Consider the following 19,530-nt stretch of genomic DNA (forward strand, 5'->3'; position numbering starts at 1 on the left):
GGCTCGCTCGGCTGATGCTGGGACACCGGAGACGGTCTGCCAGGGACAGCCGCGCTGCCGCCGGGACACCGGAGACGGCCGACCGGCAGAGGCCCCACGCCTCCCGCCGCCCCGGCGAGGTACGCTGGCGATGCCATGACGCGCAACGTCCTGCTCCTGGAGCCCATCCCCGCCGAGCGCGACTACATGGCCGAGGTGCTGCGGGACGCCGGGTGGTCGGTCTGCACGCCCCCCGGCGCCCGCCCCACCCTCGAGGACTGCGCGGCCGCCGACGCCATCGTCGCGGACCTCGACAGCGCCATCGGCCAGGGCTGGATCCGCGCCGTGGCCCCGACGCCGCCGCCCGCGCGGCTGATCGTCACTTCCCGGTTCCGCGCCTTCCTCGAGCGGCTGCGCGGGCACGAGCAGGTCGCCGCGGTCGTTCACAAGCCGGCCACCGCGGAGGCGCTCCTCGATGCGCTGCTCCCGTCGAGGAGCGACGTCGCCACCCTGAGGCGCGGGGCGGCGGACGGCGCGGCCGACCCCCTCGACGACCCCGCGCGCGACGCCGAGCTCGAGCGGCGAGGCCTGCGCAGCACGACGCCCGACCCCGAGCTCGTCGCCGTCGCCGAGCTCGTCGCGCGGGGCGTGGGCACGCCGGCCAGCGTCGTGACGATCATCGACTCCGCGAAGCAGATCTTCATCGGCGCGACCGGCCTCCCCCGCGACCTGTCCATCGCCGGAGGGACGCTTCGCTCGTGGTCGTTCTGCCAGCACGTGGCGCGCGACAACGCCCCGCTCATCGTCGAGGACGCCCGCGAGCACCCCGTCCTCTCGGACAACCCGCTCGTGACCATGAACCTGGTCCGGTCGTACGCGGGGTTCCCCGTCGTCCTGGAGGGGGTCGGGGCCGTCGGGAGCGTGTGCGCTGTCTCCGGCGAGCCCCGGCAGTTCGACGCGGGGAGCATCGCGACCCTCCAGCTCGCGGCCAGGCTCGTCAGCGAGCAGCTCGCGCGGCGCTCCGGGCTGGCACCCCAGGTGACCGAGCCGAACCAGCAGCCGACGTCGCCGGGCGCGCCGGAGAGCGCCGAGGCGCCCGCGCGGGGCGACGGCGGCGAGCGCTGCGCGCGGCTCGCCCCCGGCGATCTCGTGGACGACAAGTACTGGATCACCGCGATCCTCGGCGAGGGCGGGCAGTCGCAGGTCTACCTGGCGCGCGAGAAGCTCCTCGGCCAGCTCGTCGCGCTCAAGGTGCTGACGCAGCCGGACGACGGCGCGCTGCTCCGCGAGGCCGAGGCGCTCGTGCGGCTGAGGCACCAGAGCATCGTGCAGCTCTACGGCTGGGGGCAGCTCGACGGCGCGCGCATGTACCTCATCCTGGAGTACGTCGAGGGAGAGACGATCCACCGCCACATCGTCGACCGCGCGCCGCAGGGCGGGCTCATGCCCTTCGACCAGGTCCTCGCGGTCATCCGCCAGATCGCGGGCGCGCTCGCGAGCATGCACGCCGAGGGGTACGTGCACGCGGACGTGAAGCCGGGGAACATCCTGCTCGACACGCGGATCGAGCGGGCCGTGCTCATCGATTTCGGGCTCGGGCTCCGCCTGGGCAGCCCGAGGCCGCACCTCGTCGGCGGGACGCGCGGCTACGCGGCGCCGGAGCAGATGATCCCCGGGGCGGCCCACCCGCAGCCGGCGCTCGACACCTACGCCCTCGCGGCGGTCACCTACGCCATGCTGACGGGCAGGGCGCCCTTCGAGGCCGCGAGCTCGTACGGCATCCTCGCGCTGCAGCAGCGCGGGGACGTCACGCCCGCCTCGCGCGCGCGGCCGGGGCTCTCTCCGAGCGTGGACGCCCTCTTCTCGCGGGCGCTCGATCCGGAGCCGTCGCGGCGCTTCGCCTCGCCCGTCGCCTTCGTCGACGCGCTCGCGGCCGCGCTCCTCGCGAGCCCCGGGGAGCGCGCGCAGGGCCCGGTCTCGGCGCCGCAGGACGGCGTGCCGCAGAGCCGCGGCCTGGCCTTCCGCCTCTGCAGGGCCGAGGTGGCGCGGCGGCTCGGCGACACGGGCGAGGCGCGCGTGCTGGGCGGCCTCGCTCCAGCGGACCGCGAGGCGCTCGCCGCGGTGACAGACGACGGAGCGCTCTACCCGGTGGCGCCCTTCGTGGCGTACCTGCGCGCGCTGGACGGCGAGGCCTTCGTGAGCGTGGAGGCGCTCGGCGCCGCGCTCGCGAGCGCGGCGCTCACCGAGATGCTGCGCAGGCTCCAGGTCGCGCGGACGCCGGAGGCGCTGCTGGAGGTGGCCGGGCCGCTGCTCCGCCGGTTCCACGCATGGGGACGCGTCCAGTTCGAGCGCACCTCGACCCACAGCGCGAAGGTCGAGCTCTGGCTGCCGGAGGGGCTCGCGCCGGTGATGTGCCGCTACGTGAGCGGCTTCCTGCGGGCGCTGCTCGCGACGTCGGGGCGCACGACGCGCCTCCTCGAGCTGCGCTGCGGGTCCGGCTGCGCGGGGGCGTGCGTGCTGCAGGTGGGGTGGAGCTGATCGCGCCGCCGCGGTGACGCGGCGACGCCGCGCAGCGCCGCCCCATCGGCCGGAACCTCGCCGCGGGGCCGCTGTCTCTCAGGGCGCGAGGGAGACGGCCGGCCACCGCGGCCGGAGGGCCTCGCCGCGAGGGCGCGGGGCGACGCGTCCTCCAGCGGATCCAACGACGCCAGCGCGCCGCTCTCGCGGCGCACAGGGAGATCTATGCGCAACGCGAACACGACGCGCGCCGGGCGTGGCGTCGCCGCGACGACCGACGCGACCCCCACGGCCGCGGGGCAGCCCGACGCGGCGAGCACCTGCGAGGCGACCGAGGCCGCGGTGCGCTCCGTGGAGATCCTCATCTCCTGGGGCACGACCGTCCTCTTCGTCCAGCACCTGACGCCGCCGCGCGCGCTCGACGCCGGCGAGCGGCGCGACGACGGCCGCCCGTGCGACGTCTTCCTCCCCGAGCGCGTGCTCGGCGCGCGCCGCGCGCCGCTCCTCGAGGTCGACCGCGCAGGGCGCGTCCGCTTCGTCCTGCTCGCCGCCGCGACCGGCACGCTCGCCCTCGGCGGCGCGCCCGTGTCCGCCGCCGCGGCGCGCGAGCGGCACGCCGGCGCGACGCGCGCGGACGTCGCGAACGTAGAAGGCGCGGTGCTCGTGCCCCTGCCCGCGCACGCCCGGATCGACGTCGAGCTCGCGGGCGTGCGGATCCAGGTCGGCGCGGACGTCGCCCCAGGCGAGCGCGTGCGCCGCTCGCTCGTGAGCCGCAAGAGCCTCGCCCTGCACGCCGCCTCGGCGGCCCTGCACCTCGGGCTCCTCGGCGCCCTCGCGCGCTGCGCGCCGCCCCTCCTCGACCCGTCGTCCGGGATGAGCGCGGAGCGGATCGCGCTCGTGCAGCGGTACCTCGCCTCCGCGGACGAGCGCGAGCTGCGCGCGTCGCCCGAGCACGAGCTCGCAGCGGAGCGCGCCGCGGACGCGAAGGAGGGCGGCAGCGGGACGAGGGCGAAGGGCGAGGAGGGCTCGATGGGCAAGCGCCCCGGGCGCGCGGAGGCGATGGGCAACCGGTGGGGGGTGACGGGCCCGATCGACAGCCCCGATCCGCGCGTGACGCGGCTGGAGGCGCTGCGCGACTCGGCCGAGTTCGGGATGATCGGCTTGCTCAACGCCGGGGCCGGCGGCGACCCGAGCGCCCCCACGGCGGCGTGGGGACACGACAGCCCGCCCCGAGGTGCTGGCGGCGCGGGCCTCCCCCTGGACGGCATCGGGGACGCCCGCGGCGGAGGGCTCGGCCTCGGCTCCGTCGGGACGATCGGCCACGGCGCGGGCGCCGGATCGGGCCAGGGCTTCGGCAGCGGGCACGGGCGCCCCGGCGGCTCCGCGCCGTCGATCGCCGCGCCGGGCGACTACGCCCCGCAGGCCGAGGCCCCGATCGATCCGAACGGCCGCTTCGCCACCACCTACCGGCCCGGGGGCGGCCACCTCGCCGCGTTCGAGGCCGCCCTCGCGCGCGGCGTCGTGCCCGCGGAGGAGCGCGAGCTCGTCAGCGACGTCGGCGCCCGCTACGCCCCGGCGATCCCGATCGATCCCGGCAAGGCGCTCGGCCTGCGGACCGACCTGGAGCGGGCCGCGCTCGCCCCGGGCGGCGGCGCCTTCCACCTGCGCCTCGCGCTCCGCTCCTCCGCGGTGTCGTCGCCCGCGCGGCCGCACCTCTCGGTGCACCTCGTCCTCGACACGAGCGGCTCGATGGCCGGCGCGCCGATCGACAGCGCCCGCCGCGCGGCGCAGGCGCTCGTCGACCGGCTCGCGCCGACCGACGACTTCTCGCTCACCACCTTCTCGAGCGAGGCCGAGGTGATGATCGAGGACGGCCCGGTGGGCGCCCGCCGCGAGGCGATCCGCCGCGTCATCGCCGGGCTCCACGAGGGCGGCGGCACGAACATCGGCGCGGGGCTCTCGCTGGGCTACGCGCAGGCGAGCCGGCCGGACATCCCGGAGGACGCCGTGCGCGTGGTGCTGCTCCTCTCCGACGGCCGCGCCACGAGCGGGCTCACGCACGGCGGGCGGCTCGCGCGGCTCGCGCTCGACGCCTTCCAGCGCGGCGTCCAGACGAGCGCGCTCGGGCTGGGCGACGACTTCGACGGTGAGCTCATGAGCGCGATCGCGAGCGACGGGGCCGGCGGCTATTACTACCTGCGCGACCCCGAGCAGATCGCGCCGGCGCTCTCCGCCGAGCTCGACAGGCGCCTCGACCCCGTCGCGACAGCCGTCGAGGTGCGCGTGCGCGTGAAGGGCGGCGTCGACGTGCTCCGCGTCTACGGCTCGCGGCGGCTGAACGACGCCGAGGCCTCCCGCGTGCGCGCCCAGGAGATCGCGGCGGACATCGCCGCCCTCTCGCGTGACCGGATCGCGGCCGATCGCCACGAGGACGCCGCGGGCGGCATGCGCTTCTTCATGCCGGTGTTCGCGCGGGATGACCGGCACGCCCTGCTGCTGAAGCTGAGGGCCGGCCCGGGCGTGGGGAAGCGCACCGTCGCGACCGTCGAGATCAGATATAAGGACCGCATCTCCAGGAAGAACGTGATCGACGAGATCCCGATCGAGGTCCGCTATGCGGACAGCGACGCGGCGAGCGCGGCGTCCGTCGACGCCTCTGTGTCGCGGACTCTTCAAGGCTTCGCCGCGGGCGAGTCGCTCGCCGAGGCAGCGGCTCGCGTCGGGCGAGGCGACCGCGGCGGCGCCGCCGCGCTGCTCGCCGAGCGCGAGGGCATCCTTCATGAGGCCGCGGCCCGGCTGAACGAGCCGCTGTTTCTGGAAGACGCTGCGCGGTTGGCGCGCCTCCGCGCGCACATGGGCGCAGAGCAAGGCCTCGGCGATCCGCTCGTGCTCGCGATGCTGCTGGAGACGGCGGGGCGATCGCACCTGCATTGATGCGCGATCGCCGTGCGCGCACGGGCGGAGGCGCCGGTCAGGTGGTAGGCTGAGCGCGGCCATGACAGAGAGAGTCTCATCGACCGGTCGCGCTGCGCTGCGAGAGTCGCTTCTCCAGTTCTCCGCCTTCGCCGACGCGCTCGAATCCCGTGCCATGCGCGAGGCCATCGAGGCCTGCATCACCGTCCTGGACGCTCCCGGACCGCTCGACAGACGCCTCCTTGCCCCGTGGCTCAAGGTCGTCCACGAGCGCGCGGCAGAGGTCTTTCGGCGCGGGATCCGCGAGACATCGGGGACGCTGCGCGCGCAGATGATGCATGGCCTGAAGCAAGCCGAGGAGGACGCGATCTGGATGCAGCAGGCCATCGACGCGCTGAGTCGAGACAGGGCGAACTGACATGCTCGATTGAACAGCGCCGCTCCTGACGCTGGTACAAGGAGTCTGTATTCCTCGAGGCGCGCTGGAAGAAGCGCAAGCGCGCCAGAGGACGATCGCTGTGTCCCTGTCATGGATGAGCGCGCCAGAGAGACCGCGCTGATCGGGTGTCTCCGGATTGACCTCGTGAGCTCGCCAGATCTCCTCTTCTGCTGATTGCGCTGAGCTCGCGGGCCGGCAGACGGCTGTGGCCGGTCGCGCTGGAAGGCGGCCGTGGCCGGTCGCGCCGGAAGGACGGCCGTGGCCGGTCGCGCCGGAAGGACCGCCGTGGCCGGTCGCGCTGGAGGACGGCCGTGGCCGGTCGCGCCGGAAGATCGGGCCGCCGTACGCCGTCGTAGCACGGTGCGCGCGGTCCGTGCTACGAGACGGGGCATGCTCGCCTCGGCGTTTCCGCTGCTGCTCCTCGGGTTCTCCCTCGGCATGCGCCACGCGACTGACGCAGATCACGTGATCGCTGTGGCGACGGTCGTGAGCCGGGTGCGGAGCCTCGGCGTGGCGCTGCTGATCGGCGCGATGTGGGGCCTGGGCCACACGCTCACGCTGATGGTCATCGGCGGCGCCATCCTGCTGTTCGGCCTCGTGGTGCCGCCGCACGTCGGCCTGGCCATGGAGCTCGCTGTCGCGCTGATGCTCATCGGCCTCGGGGGGTATCACCTGACGCGGCTCTACCGGGCGGCGGGGCGGGGCGGGCCGCCGGCGCACGCGGCCGAGCACCGCCACGGCCACCGGCACGACCTCGGCTGGGCGGACCGCGTGTTCGGAGCGTCGCGCGTCTACGTGAGCCTCCGGCCGCTGCTCATCGGCGTCGTCCACGGGCTCGCGGGGTCGGCCGCGGTGGCGCTCCTCGTGCTCACCACGGTGCGCGACCCGCGGTGGGGCGTCGGCTACATCGCGCTGTTCGGCGTGGGCACCGTCGCCGGGATGATGCTGATCACGGGGGCGCTCGCGGTGCCGTTCGCGTTCACGCGCGCGCGCTCCAGCGGGATGCACAACGCGCTCGCCGCGGTCGCGGCCGTCCTCAGCGTGGGCTTCGGCCTGTTCCTGGCCTACGACATCAGCATCGGGTCCGGCCTGTTCACGGCGAACCCGCAGTGGACGCCCGGCTGAGGGCGCCCGCGCCGACCCGGAGCTCCGCGTCTTCGTCAGCCTCGATGACGGACAAGCCATCTGCTCTCGCCATGCCCACGGCGGAGCCGTGGCGGGGAGCTCGGCGCTCCTCGCCGCGCCGACGTCGGTGAGCTCACGCCAGCTCTCCTTGCGCTCGCCGCTCAGCGGCTCGCGGTCGACCACGCGCGCTCGGCTTCCCGCGGCGGCGCCGGCGCGATGTGCGCGTCGATCTGGGTCAGGAGCCAGTCCATGAACTCGTCCTTCATGATCGTCTGCGCCACGTGCAGGTCGGTCCAGACGGGGGCGCGCGCCGCCATCCGGTCGCTCGTCTGCACCACGACCGGGATCGTGCAGAACCGCACGTCGTCGCGCATCGCGCGGATGAGCTCCACCCCGTTCATCACGGGCATGTGCACGTCCACGATGGCCAGCGCCACCGCCTCGGTCGAGAGGAGCGCGAGGGCGTCACGCCCGTTCTCGGCCTCGCGCACGACGAAGCGCGGCTCGAGGATCATCCGGTAACACTCCCGGATGCTCGCGTCGTCGTCCACGACCAGGAGGGTGACCCCCTCGGCGGCAGCGCCGAGCACGCGCTCGACGGCGGCCCGGAGCTCCTGCGTGGTGACGGGCTTCTTCACGTAGCCGGCGACCCCTCGCAGGATCGCCTCCGCCGGCTTGTTCACCGCGGAGACGAGCATCACGGGCACCCGATCGCGCGACTGCACCAGGCGGCTGAAGGTGAAGCCATCCATCTCGGGCATCAGGAAGTCGGTGACGATGAGGTCCGGCTTCCACGTCCTGAGCAGCTCCAGCGCCGCGCTCCCGCTGCACACGGCCCGGACGTCGTGCGCGGCGCCCTCCAGCGCCTCGGCCATCCACGCGAGCGTCCCCGAGTCATCGTCGATCACCAAGAGCTTGGCCATGGCTCACCCCCTCTGCGTCTCTTCCTGGGCTCCTGCGCCCCTCGCGCCACCCGCGCTGGCGCGCCGCAACCGGAGCCAGAACCTCGCCCCGCCTTCCGGGCGCGCCTCGTACCCGATCGCTCCGCCCCACGCCTCCACCGCGATCCGGGCGCCGTAGAGCCCGAGGCCGCTGCCCGCCCCCGGATCGCCGCCGCGCGCGAACTTCTGGAACAGGCGCGGCGCCACGGAAGGCGAGACGCCCGGCCCCTCGTCGTCCACCGTCACGCGCACCCACCCGGGCTCCTCGTGCACCAGGAGACGCACCGACGTCCGCGCCGCCGTGAACCGGAGCGCGTTCTCGACGAGGTTGGAGAGCGCGCGGGCGAGCCTGCGCTCCTCGCCGACGACGTTGCACGACGGTCCCCCGCAGGGCTCCGGCGGCCCCTCGAGGCGAACGCCGCGGCCGCACGCCGCGGGCGCGAGCGCCTCGACGACCTGCGCGACGGTGCCGCGCAGGTCCGCCGACACGGCGAGGTCGTCGCCGGAGGCGTCGAGCGCGGCCCCCTCGCCCGCGAAGGCGTCGAGGATCTCGCGGATCAGCTCGCGCTGCCGCAAGGCCGCCCTCAGCGCGATCTCGGTGAGCGCCGCGCTCTTCTCCGGGAGCGGCTGCTCCTGCAGGAGGGACAGGGCGCCGAGGAGGCTGTTCAGCGGGCCGGAGAGGTCATGGACGATGCAGTGGACCAGGACCTCCTTGCGCTCGACCTCGCGCGACAGCGCCTCGTGCACGAGGCGCAGCTCGCGCGCCCGCTGGAGCACGCGGCGGCGCTCGTGGACGAGCGCGTCGTTCCGGGTGATCACGAGCAGCCGCGACGGGCCCACGCGGAGCGCCGTCGCCTCGAGGTGCAGCGCCTCGTCGTCGTCGGTCCTCTGCGTCCAGCAGTCGGACCGCGCGCAGGGCGCTCCTTCGGTGGACCAGGCCCGCTCCGCCTCGGGGAGGAACACCTCCAGGAACGGCAGCGCGCCGTCGATCTGGAGCGGCTCCTCGCGCCACGACGCCGCGCCCCCGAGCCGGAGGAACCACGGCGGCGGCTCCCCGCGGACGACGAAGCTGCCGTCGTGCAGGCGCTCGATCACGAGCTTGTCCAGCGCCGAGAGGAGCGAGGCGTCCACGTCCATCAGCCTCGCCACAGGAGCGCCTCGCTCGCCAGCATCGCGCGCGCGAGCGCGCTGAACGCTCCCTCGACCCCGGCGCCTGTCTTGGCGCTCGTCCTCGTGACCAGCGCGCCGGCGCCCTTCAGCGCGGCCTCGGCGGCCCGGTCGATCTCCCAGGCCGCCGCGAGATCGGCCTTGTTCAGGACGATGACGGACGGGAGCTCCCCGGCGACCGCCCGCGCGGCGGCGTGGAGCCGGAGCCCGGTCTCCACGGTGGCGCGCCGCGTGCCGTCGATGACGAGGAGGAAGCCCGCGGAGCCGCGCACATACGATATCTGGACCTCCTGGAACTCGTCCTCTCCGCTGAGGTCCCAGAGGATGAGGTCGAGCTCTCGGTCATCGCACCTCACCCGCCGCGTCTCGATCGTCACACCGATGGTCGTCCGGTAAGACCCGGAGAAGATGCTGCGGACGAAGCGATCGACGAGGCTGGTCTTGCCGACCCCGGTGGCTCCCAGCATGCAGACCTTGCGCTTCTCCGCCATGCCCTAGTCCTTGAACGCCGCGCGCAGGTCCACAAGGAAGATCACGCTGCGCGCGCGCCGCTCGGCCTCGCCGGGAGCGCACCCGGCGCCGGCCGCTCGTCCTTCGCAGGACGGGGACGGAGGCGCGAGCCGCACGCCCGCGCCGATCGCGCGCAGCCGGTCGGGCGGGACGCCGCGCGCGCGGAGCTCGGCCGCGACGTGCTCCGCGCGGGCCAGGCTGAGCGCTCGGTTCGACGCCTCCGCGCCGACCGGATCCGCATGGCCGATCACGCGGATCTCGGCGGTCATGCCGGCCTCGCGCGCGAGCGCGAGCAGCCGCTCTGCCGCGGCCGCGGCCTCGCCGGCGCGCGCGGCCTGCTCGGCGGCGAGCCGGGCGGCGCCGCGGGAGAAGAGGAGCTCGATCGACTCGACGGCGCTCGCCGCGGCGCGCGCCCGATCCACCGACTCCTGCGCGTGGAGGCGCTCGCCGTCGAACGACGCCACGCCCGGGAGCACCGCCGCCGACCACCGCGCGCGCTCGATCCAGCGCTCGGGCGCGACCCCGCTCGCCACGAGGGCGCCGCCGCGGACGACCAGAGAGACCCCCGGCGGTGGCCGCAGCGCCTGCCTGACCCGCCGCTCGACGATCTGCGGGTGCAGCGAGTAGAACGGCTCGAAGCGCAGCGTGACGGCCCGGCGCACGGGGCCGCCGCGCTCGATCACCGCCGTCGGGTCCGCGGCGAGCGGATCTCGCAGGCCGGTGAACGCATACTGACCAGCGTGCCGCTCCGCCGCGGTCACGAGCAGGCCTGGCTCGCGCCGCAGCGCCTCGGCGCAGCCGGCGAAGCGGCGCTGATCCCGCCACGCGCCCAGCGCCCAGGAGCCGAGGACGACCGAGGCGATCGCGGCCAGCACGGCGACCGCCGCGAGCGCGGACCGACCCCGGCGCGAGACCGGCCGGCGCTGCTCGCGCAGGCAGCTCGCGAGCAGCTCGCGGCTGCCGGAGAACGGCGCATGATCTCCGCGGAAGCCGGCGAGCTCATCCCCGTAGGTGAGGTGGAGGCGCTCCAGCGTCTCGCGCAGGACGATCTCGTACTCCTGCGGCGCCGCGCCGCGCACGATGGCCACGAGGAGGGCCGAAGGGCCGTGCTCGACCCACCCCGTGAGATCGCCCACGCGGAAGTGCTCCAGCCGCTCCTCGGTCCGGAAGGCATCGTGCGCGAACGCGTCGATCGCGGTGAGCATCGCCGAGACCTGATCGGGATCCCTGAAGGGGACGCCCTCGGCGCTCGCGTGCCCGAGGACGATCCCCGTGCCGCGGTGGACCAGGAAGAGCTGCTCGGTCCGATAGACGAGCGTGCGGAGCAGCACCACCTCGGCGAAGGGGCGCCCCGTGCGCCGCGCCTCGATGCGCCAGCGCACGCTCTTCAGGGAGAAGCCGAGGGCGAGCGCCTCGTCGAGGCGCTGGAGCATCGCGCGGAGGAGGCAGGTCACCGACCTGCGGATCGCCGGCCCCATCGCGGGGGAGATCGCCTCCGCGAACGCCGCCGGGTCCCTGCGCACGCTCTCGTGGATCGCGCGGGTGATGAGCGGATCCATCGCCCACGCGAGCGCCTCGCCGCTCTTGCGGCTCGCGACGACGGCCTGCGGCAGCACCTCCGCGACCATCCCGGCCATGGCCCCGTCCAGCCGCTCCTCGATCCGCCGGATCCGGCGCTGCTCGGGGCCCACGAGCAGGGGGCGGAGGTCTTCGAGCGTCTTGACCGGCGGGGGTGTCCCGCGGCGCGCTCTCGGTGGTCCCATCGTTCGTCTCCGGATGTCCGTGCTTGCTCGCCGAGGCGGCGGCGTCGCCTCACGCGGCTTCGTCCGAGCGACGCTCCGCCTTCTGGTACCGCTCCGCCTCCGCGCTCCCCTCGGCCGCCGGCGCGTCGGGCGCGTCGGCGCCGTCAGCCCAGGCCGCGGCGAGCTCGCGCTCGAGCGCGGCGCTCAGCTCGTCCCGCGTGCGCCGCGTCTCGTCCAGGAACGACTTGGACTGCTCCAGCAGCTGCTGCCGGAACTCGCGCTGCGTGCGCGACACGAGATCTTCCAGCCGCTGGATCCGCTGCTCGAACAGCCCGAGCGCCTCCCTCGACTCGCGCGCGACGTTGCCGAGCGCGCAGGCGCCGGACGAACGGTGGGCCTCGAGCGACGTGCTGAGCGACTCGATCTCCCTGCGCACGTGGGCCTCCAGCACGTCCAGGCGCCGCCGGGCCTCGCTCCGGATCTCCTCCGCCTGGGCGGCGAGCTGCGCGTCGGTGTGCGAGAGCCGGCGAGCGAGCTCGCGGAGCTGCGCGCCGCACAGGATGTCGCGTACCTGCTCCAGGCTGTTGATGACGGCGGACTCTGCGTGTCCTGCGCTCGCTTCGTGCTCCGTCCGCCCGCTCACCCTCATGACCATGATCAATTCCCCCTCTCCCCACGTGCAGCGCGTGTTCCAGGTGAGCGCCGAGCCCGCCCGTCACCGCACCTTGCCAGTCGCGCGGTCGCGCCCGCGACGCCGGCCCGCTCAGGGTTTTCTTTCTTGTCTGGATACGAGGCCCTCGTTCATCACGTCACGCACCGCGCTCCATGGGTCAGCGCCATGGCCGCTGGTAGCCCTCGAGAGGGCATGGCCGGCGGGGAGCGCGCGGAGCGCGCGGAGATCGAGCGGCGCGCCGCGCCGCCCGGAGGAGCTCGGAGGACCTGAGTTTCCCCGAGCGCTGTGGCTCATGATACAAGGGAGCACATGGGGGCGCTCTCCTGTGGTCAGCGACGCCACGACCTCGAAGCGTTCTGTGCTCGCTAGGGAGGGCGCGCTCATCGCGGGCAAGCTCCGCCTGGAGCGACCGCTCGCCAGCGGCGGAATGGGGGCGGTCTGGGTCGCGCGGCACCTGCTCCTCGACACGGACGTCGCGGTCAAGTTCATCAACACCGAGGGCGACGCGCCAGGGTCTCTGCGCGCGCGCTTCCTGCAAGAGGCGAAGGCCTCGCTCCGTATCAAGAGCCCTCATGTGGTGCAGGTGCTCGACTATGGCGTCGAGGAAGGCACGCCGTTCATGGTGATGGAGCTGCTCGAGGGCGAGGATCTGCGCGCCCACCTCGAGCGCGCCGGGCGGCTCTCCCTCGAGGCGACGTACCAGCTGCTCGCGCCGCTCGGCAGGGCGCTGCGGCGCGCCCACAGCATCGGCCTCGTGCACCGCGACCTCAAGCCGAGCAACATCTTCCTCGCGCGCTGCGGCGACGAGGTGATTGTCAAGGTGCTCGACTTCGGCATCGCCAAGCAGGTCCAGGAGCAGCCGCCGTCCGCGATGACGACCTCCAGCGTGATCATCGGCTCCCCGCGCTACATGAGCCCCGAGCAGGTGCGCGCGGCCAAGCAGCTCGATCACCGGAGCGATCTCTGGTCGATGGGCGTGATCGTGTACGAGGCGCTCACGGGGCGGACGCCGTTCGAGGACGACACCCTCGGCGGGCTGATCATCGCCATCTGCGCCGAGCCGTGGCCGCTCCCGTCAGCGCTCGTGCCAGCGCTCGGCGCCGGCGTGGACCGCTTCATGGCCCGCGCGCTCGAGCGGGACCCGGCGGCGCGCTTCCAGAGCGCGGACGAGATGATCGACGCCTTCGCCACGCTCGTGGGGGCGCGGCCGCCGATGCGCTCGGAGTCCGCCCTGCTGCGCGCGGAGAGGAGCGACGCCTCGGTCGATCCCACAGCGTCGACGGCTCCCCAGGACGGGATCGCGGCGCGCCACGACGGCGCCGGCCCCGCGCCGGCCGCGGCGCCGGAGGTCGCGCCGGCCGCGGCGCCGGAGGTCGCGCCGGCCGCGGCGCCGGAGGTCGCGCCGGCCGCGGCGCCGGAGGTCGCGCCGGCCGCGGCGCCGGAGGTCGCGCCGCGCGCCCCGGCGGACGACACAACCCTGGCCGCGCTGGCCACGCGAGCGCCGAAGAAGAAGCGCGCCTGGGGCAAGCTGGCCGGGCTGCTCGCCGCGGGCGCGACGGGCATGGCCGCCGCTGCCGCGCTGGAGCTGCGCCCGGAGCGCAGCACCGGGGAGCCGACCGCAGCCGCGGCCCCCGCAGCGTCGGCCCCGGCGCCCGCTGCTGCGCCCACGCCGCCCGCGCTCACGCCGCCCGCGGCCCGCGACGCGCCGGTGCCGGTGCGACTCGCCATCGAGCCGCCCGGCGCCATCGTGAAGGTGGACGGCCGCGCGGTGGCCGTGGACGGCGGCGCCGTCGAGATCCACGGCGCGATCGGGAGCACGCACGTGGTCGACGTGCAGAAGGACGGCCGCCAGATGACCCGCGCCGTCGTCGTCGAGGCGTCGGGCGCCGTGCCGGACAGGCTGGTGCTCGCCGCGCCGGCGCCTGGCCGCGCCGACGCGCCCCCCCGGCACGCCGGCTCCGCCCCGCGCGACGCCGCGCCCGCTCCGGCGCAGACCTCCGCCCACGCCGATCGATCCGCGTCTCCCGCGAGGGCGGCGGCCTCCGCGCCTGCCACCGCGCCGCTCGAGCCCGACCTGAACAGGCAGTTCGAGTGAGCCAGGCCAGAGCGCGCCGAGGCTCATGATCAAGGGGAGCGCGGGATCCCGGCGCCGCACCGCGGCCATCGCCGGCCTTGTCGCGATCTCGCTGGCGTCCGTGCCCGCAGAGGCCGCGCCGGACGCGCCCACCGACGCGCCGAGCGCGCCGGCTCCCGGCGCGGAGGCCCGTCCTGGCGGCGCGGAGACAGGGGCGAGGGACGGCGCGCGCTGGCACTTCGACAAGGGGCTCTCGCTCTACGACGCCGGCGCCTGGGACGCCGCGTATGCCGAGTTTCTCCGGTCGCGCAGCCTCCATCCCACCCGCGCGGCCACCCAGAACGCGGCGCTCTGCCTGCGCCGGCTCAGGCGGTACGACGAGGAGCTCGAGATGCTCGAGCTCCTGCTCGCGTTCCCGGAGCTCACCGCGCCCGAGCGGGCCTGGACCGAGCGCGAGCTCGCCGCGGTGCGCGGGCTCGTGGGCTCGCTGGTGCTCGACGTCGCCGAGGCCGGCGCGGCCATCTCCATCGACGGCCGCCCCCGCGGCGCGACGCCCGCGCCCGCGCCGCTCCGCGTGCCGGCCGGCTCGCGCCTCGTGCGCGTCTTCAAGCCCGGATTCGCGCCGGCGGAGGTGCGCGTGGACGTGGCGGGCGGGCAATCGGTTCCAGTCCGGATCCAGCTCACGCCGCTCGTGCACTCCGGGTGGATCCGGGTGGAAGAGGCCGCGGGCAAGGTGCTCGACGTCGTCGTCGACAACGTGGTCGTCGGCAAGACGCCGTGGGAGGGGCTGGTCCCGCCCGGCGAGCACGTCGTCTTCTTGAGGGGCGAAGGACGGCTCGGGACGCAGCCGGCCCCGGCGTCGGTGCGGCTCGACCAGGTCACGGATCTGAAGCTGCTCGCCGAGAGGCTCTCGGCCGCGCTGCGCGTCGAGCCCACGCCGGCGAGCGCCAGCCTCGTCATCGACGGGGTCAGCGTCGGGCGCGGGAGCTGGGACGGCGCCCTCCGGCCAGGGGCGCACCGCGTCGCGATCGCCGCCGAGGGGTTCGTCCCCCAGGCGCGCGACGTGACGCTGCGGGAGGGCGCGCGGGAGGTGCTCCGCGCGGCGCTGGAGCCGGTCCAGGGTCCGCCGCTCTGGTGGGCGCAGGCGCGGCTCTTCGTCGAGGCGGACGGCTACCTGGGCGTGCTCCCCGGGTTCGGGGGCGACGTCGCGGGGCGGTGCGCGGGGAGCTGCTCGGCGCCGCCGGGGCTCGCCTTCGCCGCGCTGGGGCGCGCCGGCTACCGCCTCCCTGCGGGCGTCCTGCTCGCGGTCGAGGCGGGCTACCTGACCGCGCGCCAGACGATCGCCGGTCGCCCCGAGGCCGTGACCCCCACGGGCCTCGCGCCCAACCCCGGTACGGCGGACGACACGCTCCTGCTCCGCGGCGCGCTCCTGGGCGTGTCGCCGGGCGTGCGGCTCGATGGCCCTGTCCCGCTCACGTTCGCGCTCGGCGCCGGCGCGTTCCTCGGCGCGCTCGTGGATCGGCGCACCGGCCGCTTCACGCCGCGCTCGGGCTCCCCGTACGAGGTCGGCGCGACCGAGGCGCTGGCCGCGCCGGGGCTGTATGTCGCGCCCGAGGTCCAGATCCGGGCGCGGCTCGGCGAGCGGCTGGAGCTCGGCGCCGGCGCGAGGGCGATCGTCGTCGTGCTCCCGAGGCAGCCCCGGTGGGCTCCCGAGGAGGGCTATGTCCTGGCTGCCGCCGACGGTCAGGGGCAGTTCCCGGATGCGCGCCTGAGCGGCCCCGTGCTCACCGCCTTCACACCGGGGCTCATCGCGCGGTATGAGTTCTGAAGGAGGAGAGCGCGATGGTGCGAGTCGCCTGGGAGACCGCGCACGTTGGGATCCCCTGGGTGCGGCGGCTGAGGCTCGGGCTCGGCGTCGCGGCCGCCGTGTCCTCCGGCGTGGTGGCCGCCGTGTCGTGCACGCCGGACAGCCCGGCGGGTGAGCCACCCGGCGCCTCCGGCGCGTCATCCGCCTCGGCGCCGGACATGGCGCTGGCCACGCCGCGGGCTGCGTACATCGAGGCCGTGCAGGCGCGCGCTCCCGCGGCGTACAGCGCGGCGCGGACCGCTGACGGCGTGCGCGTCGACAACCCGGCGCAGGGGTTCGCCGCCCGGCTCACCGGCGCGGGCGTGCAGCTCGCGCCCCGTCGCGACGCCGTCTGGAGCTGGTCCATGGCCGCGTCGCGCTGGGGGTGCGCGGGCCAGCTCGCGCCCGTCGCGGCCGCGGCGCCCGAGGCGCGCGGGAACCGCATCGAGTACCGGCGCGCGGGGCTGACGGAGTGGTACGTCAACGGCCCGCTCGGGCTGGAGCAGGGGTTCACGCTGCCGGCGCGCCCGTGCGCGGACGAGGGCGCGGAGGTCGTCATCGAGCTGTCGCTCGGCGACGGGCTCGAGGCGACGCTCGTCGAGGGCGGCGCCGCCGTGTCGCTGCGGGCCCCCTCTGGCCGCGAGGTGCTGCGGTACACGGACCTGCACGGGATCGACGCGGCGGGGCGGGCGCTGCCCGCGCGGCTCGAGGTGGAGGAGCGGCGGCTGGCGATCCGGGTCGACGCGGCGAGCGCGGTCTATCCGGTGGTGATCGATCCCCTGGTCTGGGCGGATCAGGGCGCGCTCGTGGCCAGCGAGCCGGGCAAGGCCCCTGTCGGCCGGTCGGTCGCTGTCTGGCAGGACACTGCCGTCGTCGGGGTGAACGAGCACGGCGAGCACGGCGGCGCATCGGGCTCTGCCCATGTCTTCGTCCGCGCCGGCTCCGCCTGGTCCGAGCAGCAAAGGCTCGCTCCCGCCGCGGGAGCGTCGCCGGCTGACCAGTTCGGCGCCGCGGTCGCGATCTCGGGCGATACGCTCGTCGTGGGCGCGCCCGGGGACGACACGCGGGGCGCGGCTTCCGGCGCCGCCTACGTCTTCACGCGCGCTGGCTCCGCGTGGTCTCCGCCGAAGAAGCTGCTCCCCGACGGCGAGGCGGCGGGCGACCGGTTCGGCTCGTCGGTCGCCATCTCGGGGGACACGATCGTCGTGGGGGCGGCCGAAGACGGCGACCGGGGCGCCGGGTCGGGCGCCGCCCATGTCTTCGTCCGCACCGGCGCGACCTGGTCGCAGCAGCAGAAGCTCCTGCCCGCCGACGGGGCAGCGGGCGATCATTTCGGTCACTCGCTCGCGGTGGCAGCGGACACGATCGTCGTGGGGGCGCCGGGGGACGTCGACCGAGGCGTGGGGTCGGGCTCCGCGTATGTCTTCGTCCGGGCGGACTCCGCCTGGCCGCAGCGGCAGAAGCTCCTGCCCTTGCGCCCGGCGGCGGGCGACCGGTTCGGCTCGTCGGTCGCGACCTCGGGGGACGCGATCGTCGTGGGGGCGCGCGGCGAGGACGACGAGCGCAACGGCGCGAGCTCGGGCGCTGCCTATGTCTTCGACCGCGCCGGTTCCGGCTGGTCCGCGCCGCAAAGGCTCGTGCTCGCGGACGGCCTTTCGTCCGACTTCTTCGGCTCGTCGGTCGCGATCGCGGGGGACGCGATCGTCGTGGGGGCCTATTTCAAGGACGACAACGGCGCGGAGTCGGGCTTCGCCCGCGTCTTCGCGCGCCCCTTCGCCGCCTGGGGCGAGCAGCAAGAGCTGCTGTCTCCCGACGGCTCGGACGGTCGCTTGCTCGGCGATGCGGTCGCGATCTCGGGGGACACGATCGTCGTCAGGTCAGAGGACAGGGACGGCGCGGGCTTCGCCCGGGTCTTCACCCTCGGGCGCGCGGGGGGAGATCGGTGCGAGCGAGATGACCAGTGCATCACGGGGCACTGCGTGCGCGGGCTCTGCTGCGACACGGCCTGTGACGACGGGTGCGACGTGTGCGCTTCCAGCCTCGGGGCGACGGCGGACGGGGTGTGTACGAAGCTGACGTGCGCGCCGTACACGTGCAGGAAAGGCAGCGACAGCTGCCTGACGCGCTGCAGCTCCGACGCCGAGTGCGCCGAGGGGAGCTACTGCGCCGCCGATCGAACGTGCGCGCCGGAGAGCCGGCGCGGAGAGGCGTGCGACCCCGGCGCGGCGCGCCTGGAGAGCGGCCGCGGGGTCTGCGAGCCGGGGCTGTTCTGCGTCGACGGCGTCTGCTGCAACGAGGCGTGCGACGGCCAGTGCGAGGCGTGCGACGGCGCGGCGCGGGGGACGTGCTCGCCCGTCATCGGCGAGCCGCGCGGGGGGCGACCGAGGTGCCCCGCCAGCGAGGATCCTTGCGACAAGCCGCAGTGCGACGGCAGAGATCCGGACACGTGCGCCGCGTACCTCGCGAGCGGCACGCGGTGCGGCGACGCGTGCGACGGCGCCCGCTTCTCGGTGATGGAGTGCAACGGCGAGCACCGGTGCGCGGCGGCGATCGAGACGTCCTGCGACGGGTTCGTCTGCGAGGACGCCTGGACCTGCAAGAAGCGCTGCGAGGGCAAGGACGATTGCGCGAAGGGCTACGCGTGCAGCGGCGGCGCCTGCGTCCCCTCGGTCGCGTGCGCCACGGTGGACGACTGCGCGGCGCCCGCGGTGTGCGACGCGACGACGAGGACCTGCGTGCTGCCAGGCAGCTGGACGACGGGGCCGGCGGACTGCGGCTGCGCGGCGCCGGGGAGCGGCCAGCTGCCCCGGTCGGGCTGGCTCGCCGCGCTCGCCGCCGCGGGAGCGATGGCGCGCAGGCGCTCGCGGCCGCGCGGCAGCCCGAGCGGCCGCGGCCGGAGCTGAGCCGGGGCGGCCCCCGAGGACCTCAGGGCTCGACGGAGAACGTGACCGGCTCGCCGTGGAACGGCCCCCCGCCCTGCGCGATGCGGTTGTTCTCGAACACCGCGTTGACCACGTCGACCGTGATCGGCGCGCCGGCCGCGCGGAGCTTGTCCCAGGCCGCCGCGTCCGGCGTGTAGCTCAGCTTGGTCGTGAACACCCGGAGCAGCCCCTCGCGCTCGGCCGTCGAGAAGACCAGGAAGTAGGCGCGCCCGTTGACCGGCGTACCGTGAGCCCGCGCCGCGCGCACCGGCCCGAGGAGCGCGCCGAGCTCCGCCAGGACCGACGCCCCCGCGGGGCTGGACTCCCGCGCTCCCGGCGCGGCGCCCGCCGCGCGCCACGGGGCCGCCCGAGGCGCCGCCCCCTGCGCCGCGCCCGCGATGTGGAAGGTCAGCTCCGGCGCGGCGCCGCCGGGGAGCGCCGCGCCCTCCTCGGGCGCGTCGAACACCGTCCCCTGCGCGGGGTCGTCCTTCGGCTCCGCCGCGAGCAGCACGACCAGCGCCTCGTCGGTCGCGCCCCCCTCGTAGATCACATCGTCGAGGCTCGGCCCGGACGACGTCCCGCTCGACGCGTCGCCGTGGTCGTGGCCGCCGCCGCACGCCCCGGCGTACATCGCGGCCGACGCGAGCGCCGCCAGGGCGGGGATGAGGAGCGCTCGGTGCATG

The 19,530-nt window shown here is 75.4% G+C and carries 13 protein-coding genes; 7 read left to right on the forward strand and 6 right to left on the reverse strand.

Annotated elements, in window-relative coordinates; genetic code table 11:
- Positions 1 to 135 precede the first annotated feature (135 nt).
- From WME89_RS36805 to WME89_RS36820, 4 genes are all read left to right on the forward strand, one after another.
- Positions 136 to 2,517, forward strand: a complete 2,382-nt coding sequence (locus WME89_RS36805) for a protein kinase domain-containing protein (protein ID WP_438004290.1) — start codon at positions 136 to 138, stop codon at positions 2,515 to 2,517.
- Between the two features lie 204 nt (positions 2,518 to 2,721).
- Positions 2,722 to 5,430 (forward strand): vWA domain-containing protein, encoded by a 2,709-nt coding sequence (locus WME89_RS36810; protein WP_438004291.1) that lies wholly within the window; start codon positions 2,722 to 2,724, stop codon positions 5,428 to 5,430.
- A gap of 61 nt (positions 5,431 to 5,491) precedes the next feature.
- On the forward strand, positions 5,492 to 5,827 hold the full coding sequence (locus WME89_RS36815) for a hypothetical protein (protein WP_438004292.1): 336 nt from the start codon (positions 5,492 to 5,494) through the stop codon (positions 5,825 to 5,827).
- A gap of 411 nt (positions 5,828 to 6,238) precedes the next feature.
- Positions 6,239 to 6,973: a high-affinity nickel-transport family protein gene (locus WME89_RS36820; protein ID WP_438004293.1), complete on the forward strand. Its 735-nt coding sequence runs from the start codon at positions 6,239 to 6,241 to the stop codon at positions 6,971 to 6,973.
- 161 nt (positions 6,974 to 7,134) lie between these two features.
- Here the strand turns inward: WME89_RS36820 and WME89_RS36825 are convergent, their stop codons facing one another.
- The 5 genes from WME89_RS36825 to WME89_RS36845 are packed head-to-tail and all read right to left on the reverse strand — an operon-like array spanning position 7,135 to position 11,988.
- The gene (locus WME89_RS36825) at positions 7,135 to 7,896 is read right to left on the reverse strand and encodes a response regulator (protein WP_438004294.1); all 762 of its coding nucleotides are present in this window, start codon (positions 7,894 to 7,896) and stop codon (positions 7,135 to 7,137) included.
- Between the two features lie 3 nt (positions 7,897 to 7,899).
- Positions 7,900 to 9,051 carry a sensor histidine kinase gene (locus tag WME89_RS36830; protein WP_438012017.1) on the reverse strand — a complete coding sequence of 384 codons (1,152 nt, stop codon included), beginning with the start codon at positions 9,049 to 9,051 and terminating at the stop codon, positions 7,900 to 7,902.
- The gene (locus tag WME89_RS36835) at positions 9,051 to 9,572 is read right to left on the reverse strand and encodes a Rab family GTPase (RefSeq protein WP_438004295.1); all 522 of its coding nucleotides are present in this window, start codon (positions 9,570 to 9,572) and stop codon (positions 9,051 to 9,053) included. Before WME89_RS36835 ends, WME89_RS36830 begins: the two co-directional genes overlap by 1 nt.
- 3 nt (positions 9,573 to 9,575) lie before the next feature.
- A complete protein-coding gene (locus WME89_RS36840) occupies positions 9,576 to 11,354 on the reverse strand; it encodes an OmpA family protein (RefSeq protein WP_438004296.1) in 1,779 nt (592 codons plus the stop codon).
- Between the two features lie 49 nt (positions 11,355 to 11,403).
- Complete coding sequence (locus WME89_RS36845; protein ID WP_438004297.1) at positions 11,404 to 11,988, reverse strand: hypothetical protein; 585 nt, start codon at positions 11,986 to 11,988, stop codon at positions 11,404 to 11,406.
- Between the two features lie 376 nt (positions 11,989 to 12,364).
- Between WME89_RS36845 and WME89_RS36850 the strand changes: the two genes are divergently transcribed.
- Genes WME89_RS36850 through WME89_RS36860 form a run of 3 tightly spaced genes read left to right on the forward strand, consistent with a single transcriptional unit; the run spans position 12,365 to position 18,829 of the window.
- A complete protein-coding gene (locus tag WME89_RS36850; RefSeq protein WP_438004298.1) occupies positions 12,365 to 14,101 on the forward strand; it encodes a serine/threonine-protein kinase in 1,737 nt (578 codons plus the stop codon).
- A 25-nt stretch (positions 14,102 to 14,126) separates the two neighbouring features.
- Positions 14,127 to 15,908 (forward strand): PEGA domain-containing protein, encoded by a 1,782-nt coding sequence (locus WME89_RS36855; RefSeq protein WP_438004299.1) that lies wholly within the window; start codon positions 14,127 to 14,129, stop codon positions 15,906 to 15,908.
- 14 nt (positions 15,909 to 15,922) lie between these two features.
- Positions 15,923 to 18,829: an FG-GAP repeat protein gene (locus tag WME89_RS36860; protein WP_438004300.1), complete on the forward strand. Its 2,907-nt coding sequence runs from the start codon at positions 15,923 to 15,925 to the stop codon at positions 18,827 to 18,829.
- Positions 18,830 to 18,851: 22 nt separating this feature from the next.
- Here WME89_RS36860 and WME89_RS36865 read toward each other — a convergent pair whose 3' ends face one another.
- Complete coding sequence (locus WME89_RS36865; RefSeq protein WP_438004301.1) at positions 18,852 to 19,529, reverse strand: hypothetical protein; 678 nt, start codon at positions 19,527 to 19,529, stop codon at positions 18,852 to 18,854.
- Between the last annotated feature and the right edge of the window lies 1 nt (position 19,530).

Source organism: Sorangium sp. So ce321 (assembly GCF_051530195.1).
Taxonomy (GTDB): Bacteria; Myxococcota_A; Polyangia; order Polyangiales; family Polyangiaceae; genus Sorangium.

What these genes read in the sequence shown, in the direction of transcription:
- WME89_RS36860 (WP_438004300.1), top strand. Translation starts at nt 15,923, where the DNA reads ATGGTGCGAGTCGCCTGGGAGACCGCGCACGTTGGGATCCCCTGGGTG.
- WME89_RS36845 (WP_438004297.1), bottom strand. Translation starts at nt 11,988, where the DNA reads ATGGTCATGAGGGTGAGCGGGCGGACGGAGCACGAAGCGAGCGCAGGA.
- WME89_RS36820 (WP_438004293.1), top strand. Translation starts at nt 6,239, where the DNA reads ATGCTCGCCTCGGCGTTTCCGCTGCTGCTCCTCGGGTTCTCCCTCGGC.
- WME89_RS36830 (WP_438012017.1), bottom strand. Translation starts at nt 9,051, where the DNA reads ATGGACGTGGACGCCTCGCTCCTCTCGGCGCTGGACAAGCTCGTGATC.
- WME89_RS36805 (WP_438004290.1), top strand. Translation starts at nt 136, where the DNA reads ATGACGCGCAACGTCCTGCTCCTGGAGCCCATCCCCGCCGAGCGCGAC.
- WME89_RS36865 (WP_438004301.1), bottom strand. Translation starts at nt 19,529, where the DNA reads ATGCACCGAGCGCTCCTCATCCCCGCCCTGGCGGCGCTCGCGTCGGCC.
- WME89_RS36855 (WP_438004299.1), top strand. Translation starts at nt 14,127, where the DNA reads ATGATCAAGGGGAGCGCGGGATCCCGGCGCCGCACCGCGGCCATCGCC.
- WME89_RS36815 (WP_438004292.1), top strand. Translation starts at nt 5,492, where the DNA reads ATGACAGAGAGAGTCTCATCGACCGGTCGCGCTGCGCTGCGAGAGTCG.
- WME89_RS36840 (WP_438004296.1), bottom strand. Translation starts at nt 11,354, where the DNA reads ATGGGACCACCGAGAGCGCGCCGCGGGACACCCCCGCCGGTCAAGACG.
- WME89_RS36825 (WP_438004294.1), bottom strand. Translation starts at nt 7,896, where the DNA reads ATGGCCAAGCTCTTGGTGATCGACGATGACTCGGGGACGCTCGCGTGG.
- WME89_RS36835 (WP_438004295.1), bottom strand. Translation starts at nt 9,572, where the DNA reads ATGGCGGAGAAGCGCAAGGTCTGCATGCTGGGAGCCACCGGGGTCGGC.
- WME89_RS36810 (WP_438004291.1), top strand. Translation starts at nt 2,722, where the DNA reads ATGCGCAACGCGAACACGACGCGCGCCGGGCGTGGCGTCGCCGCGACG.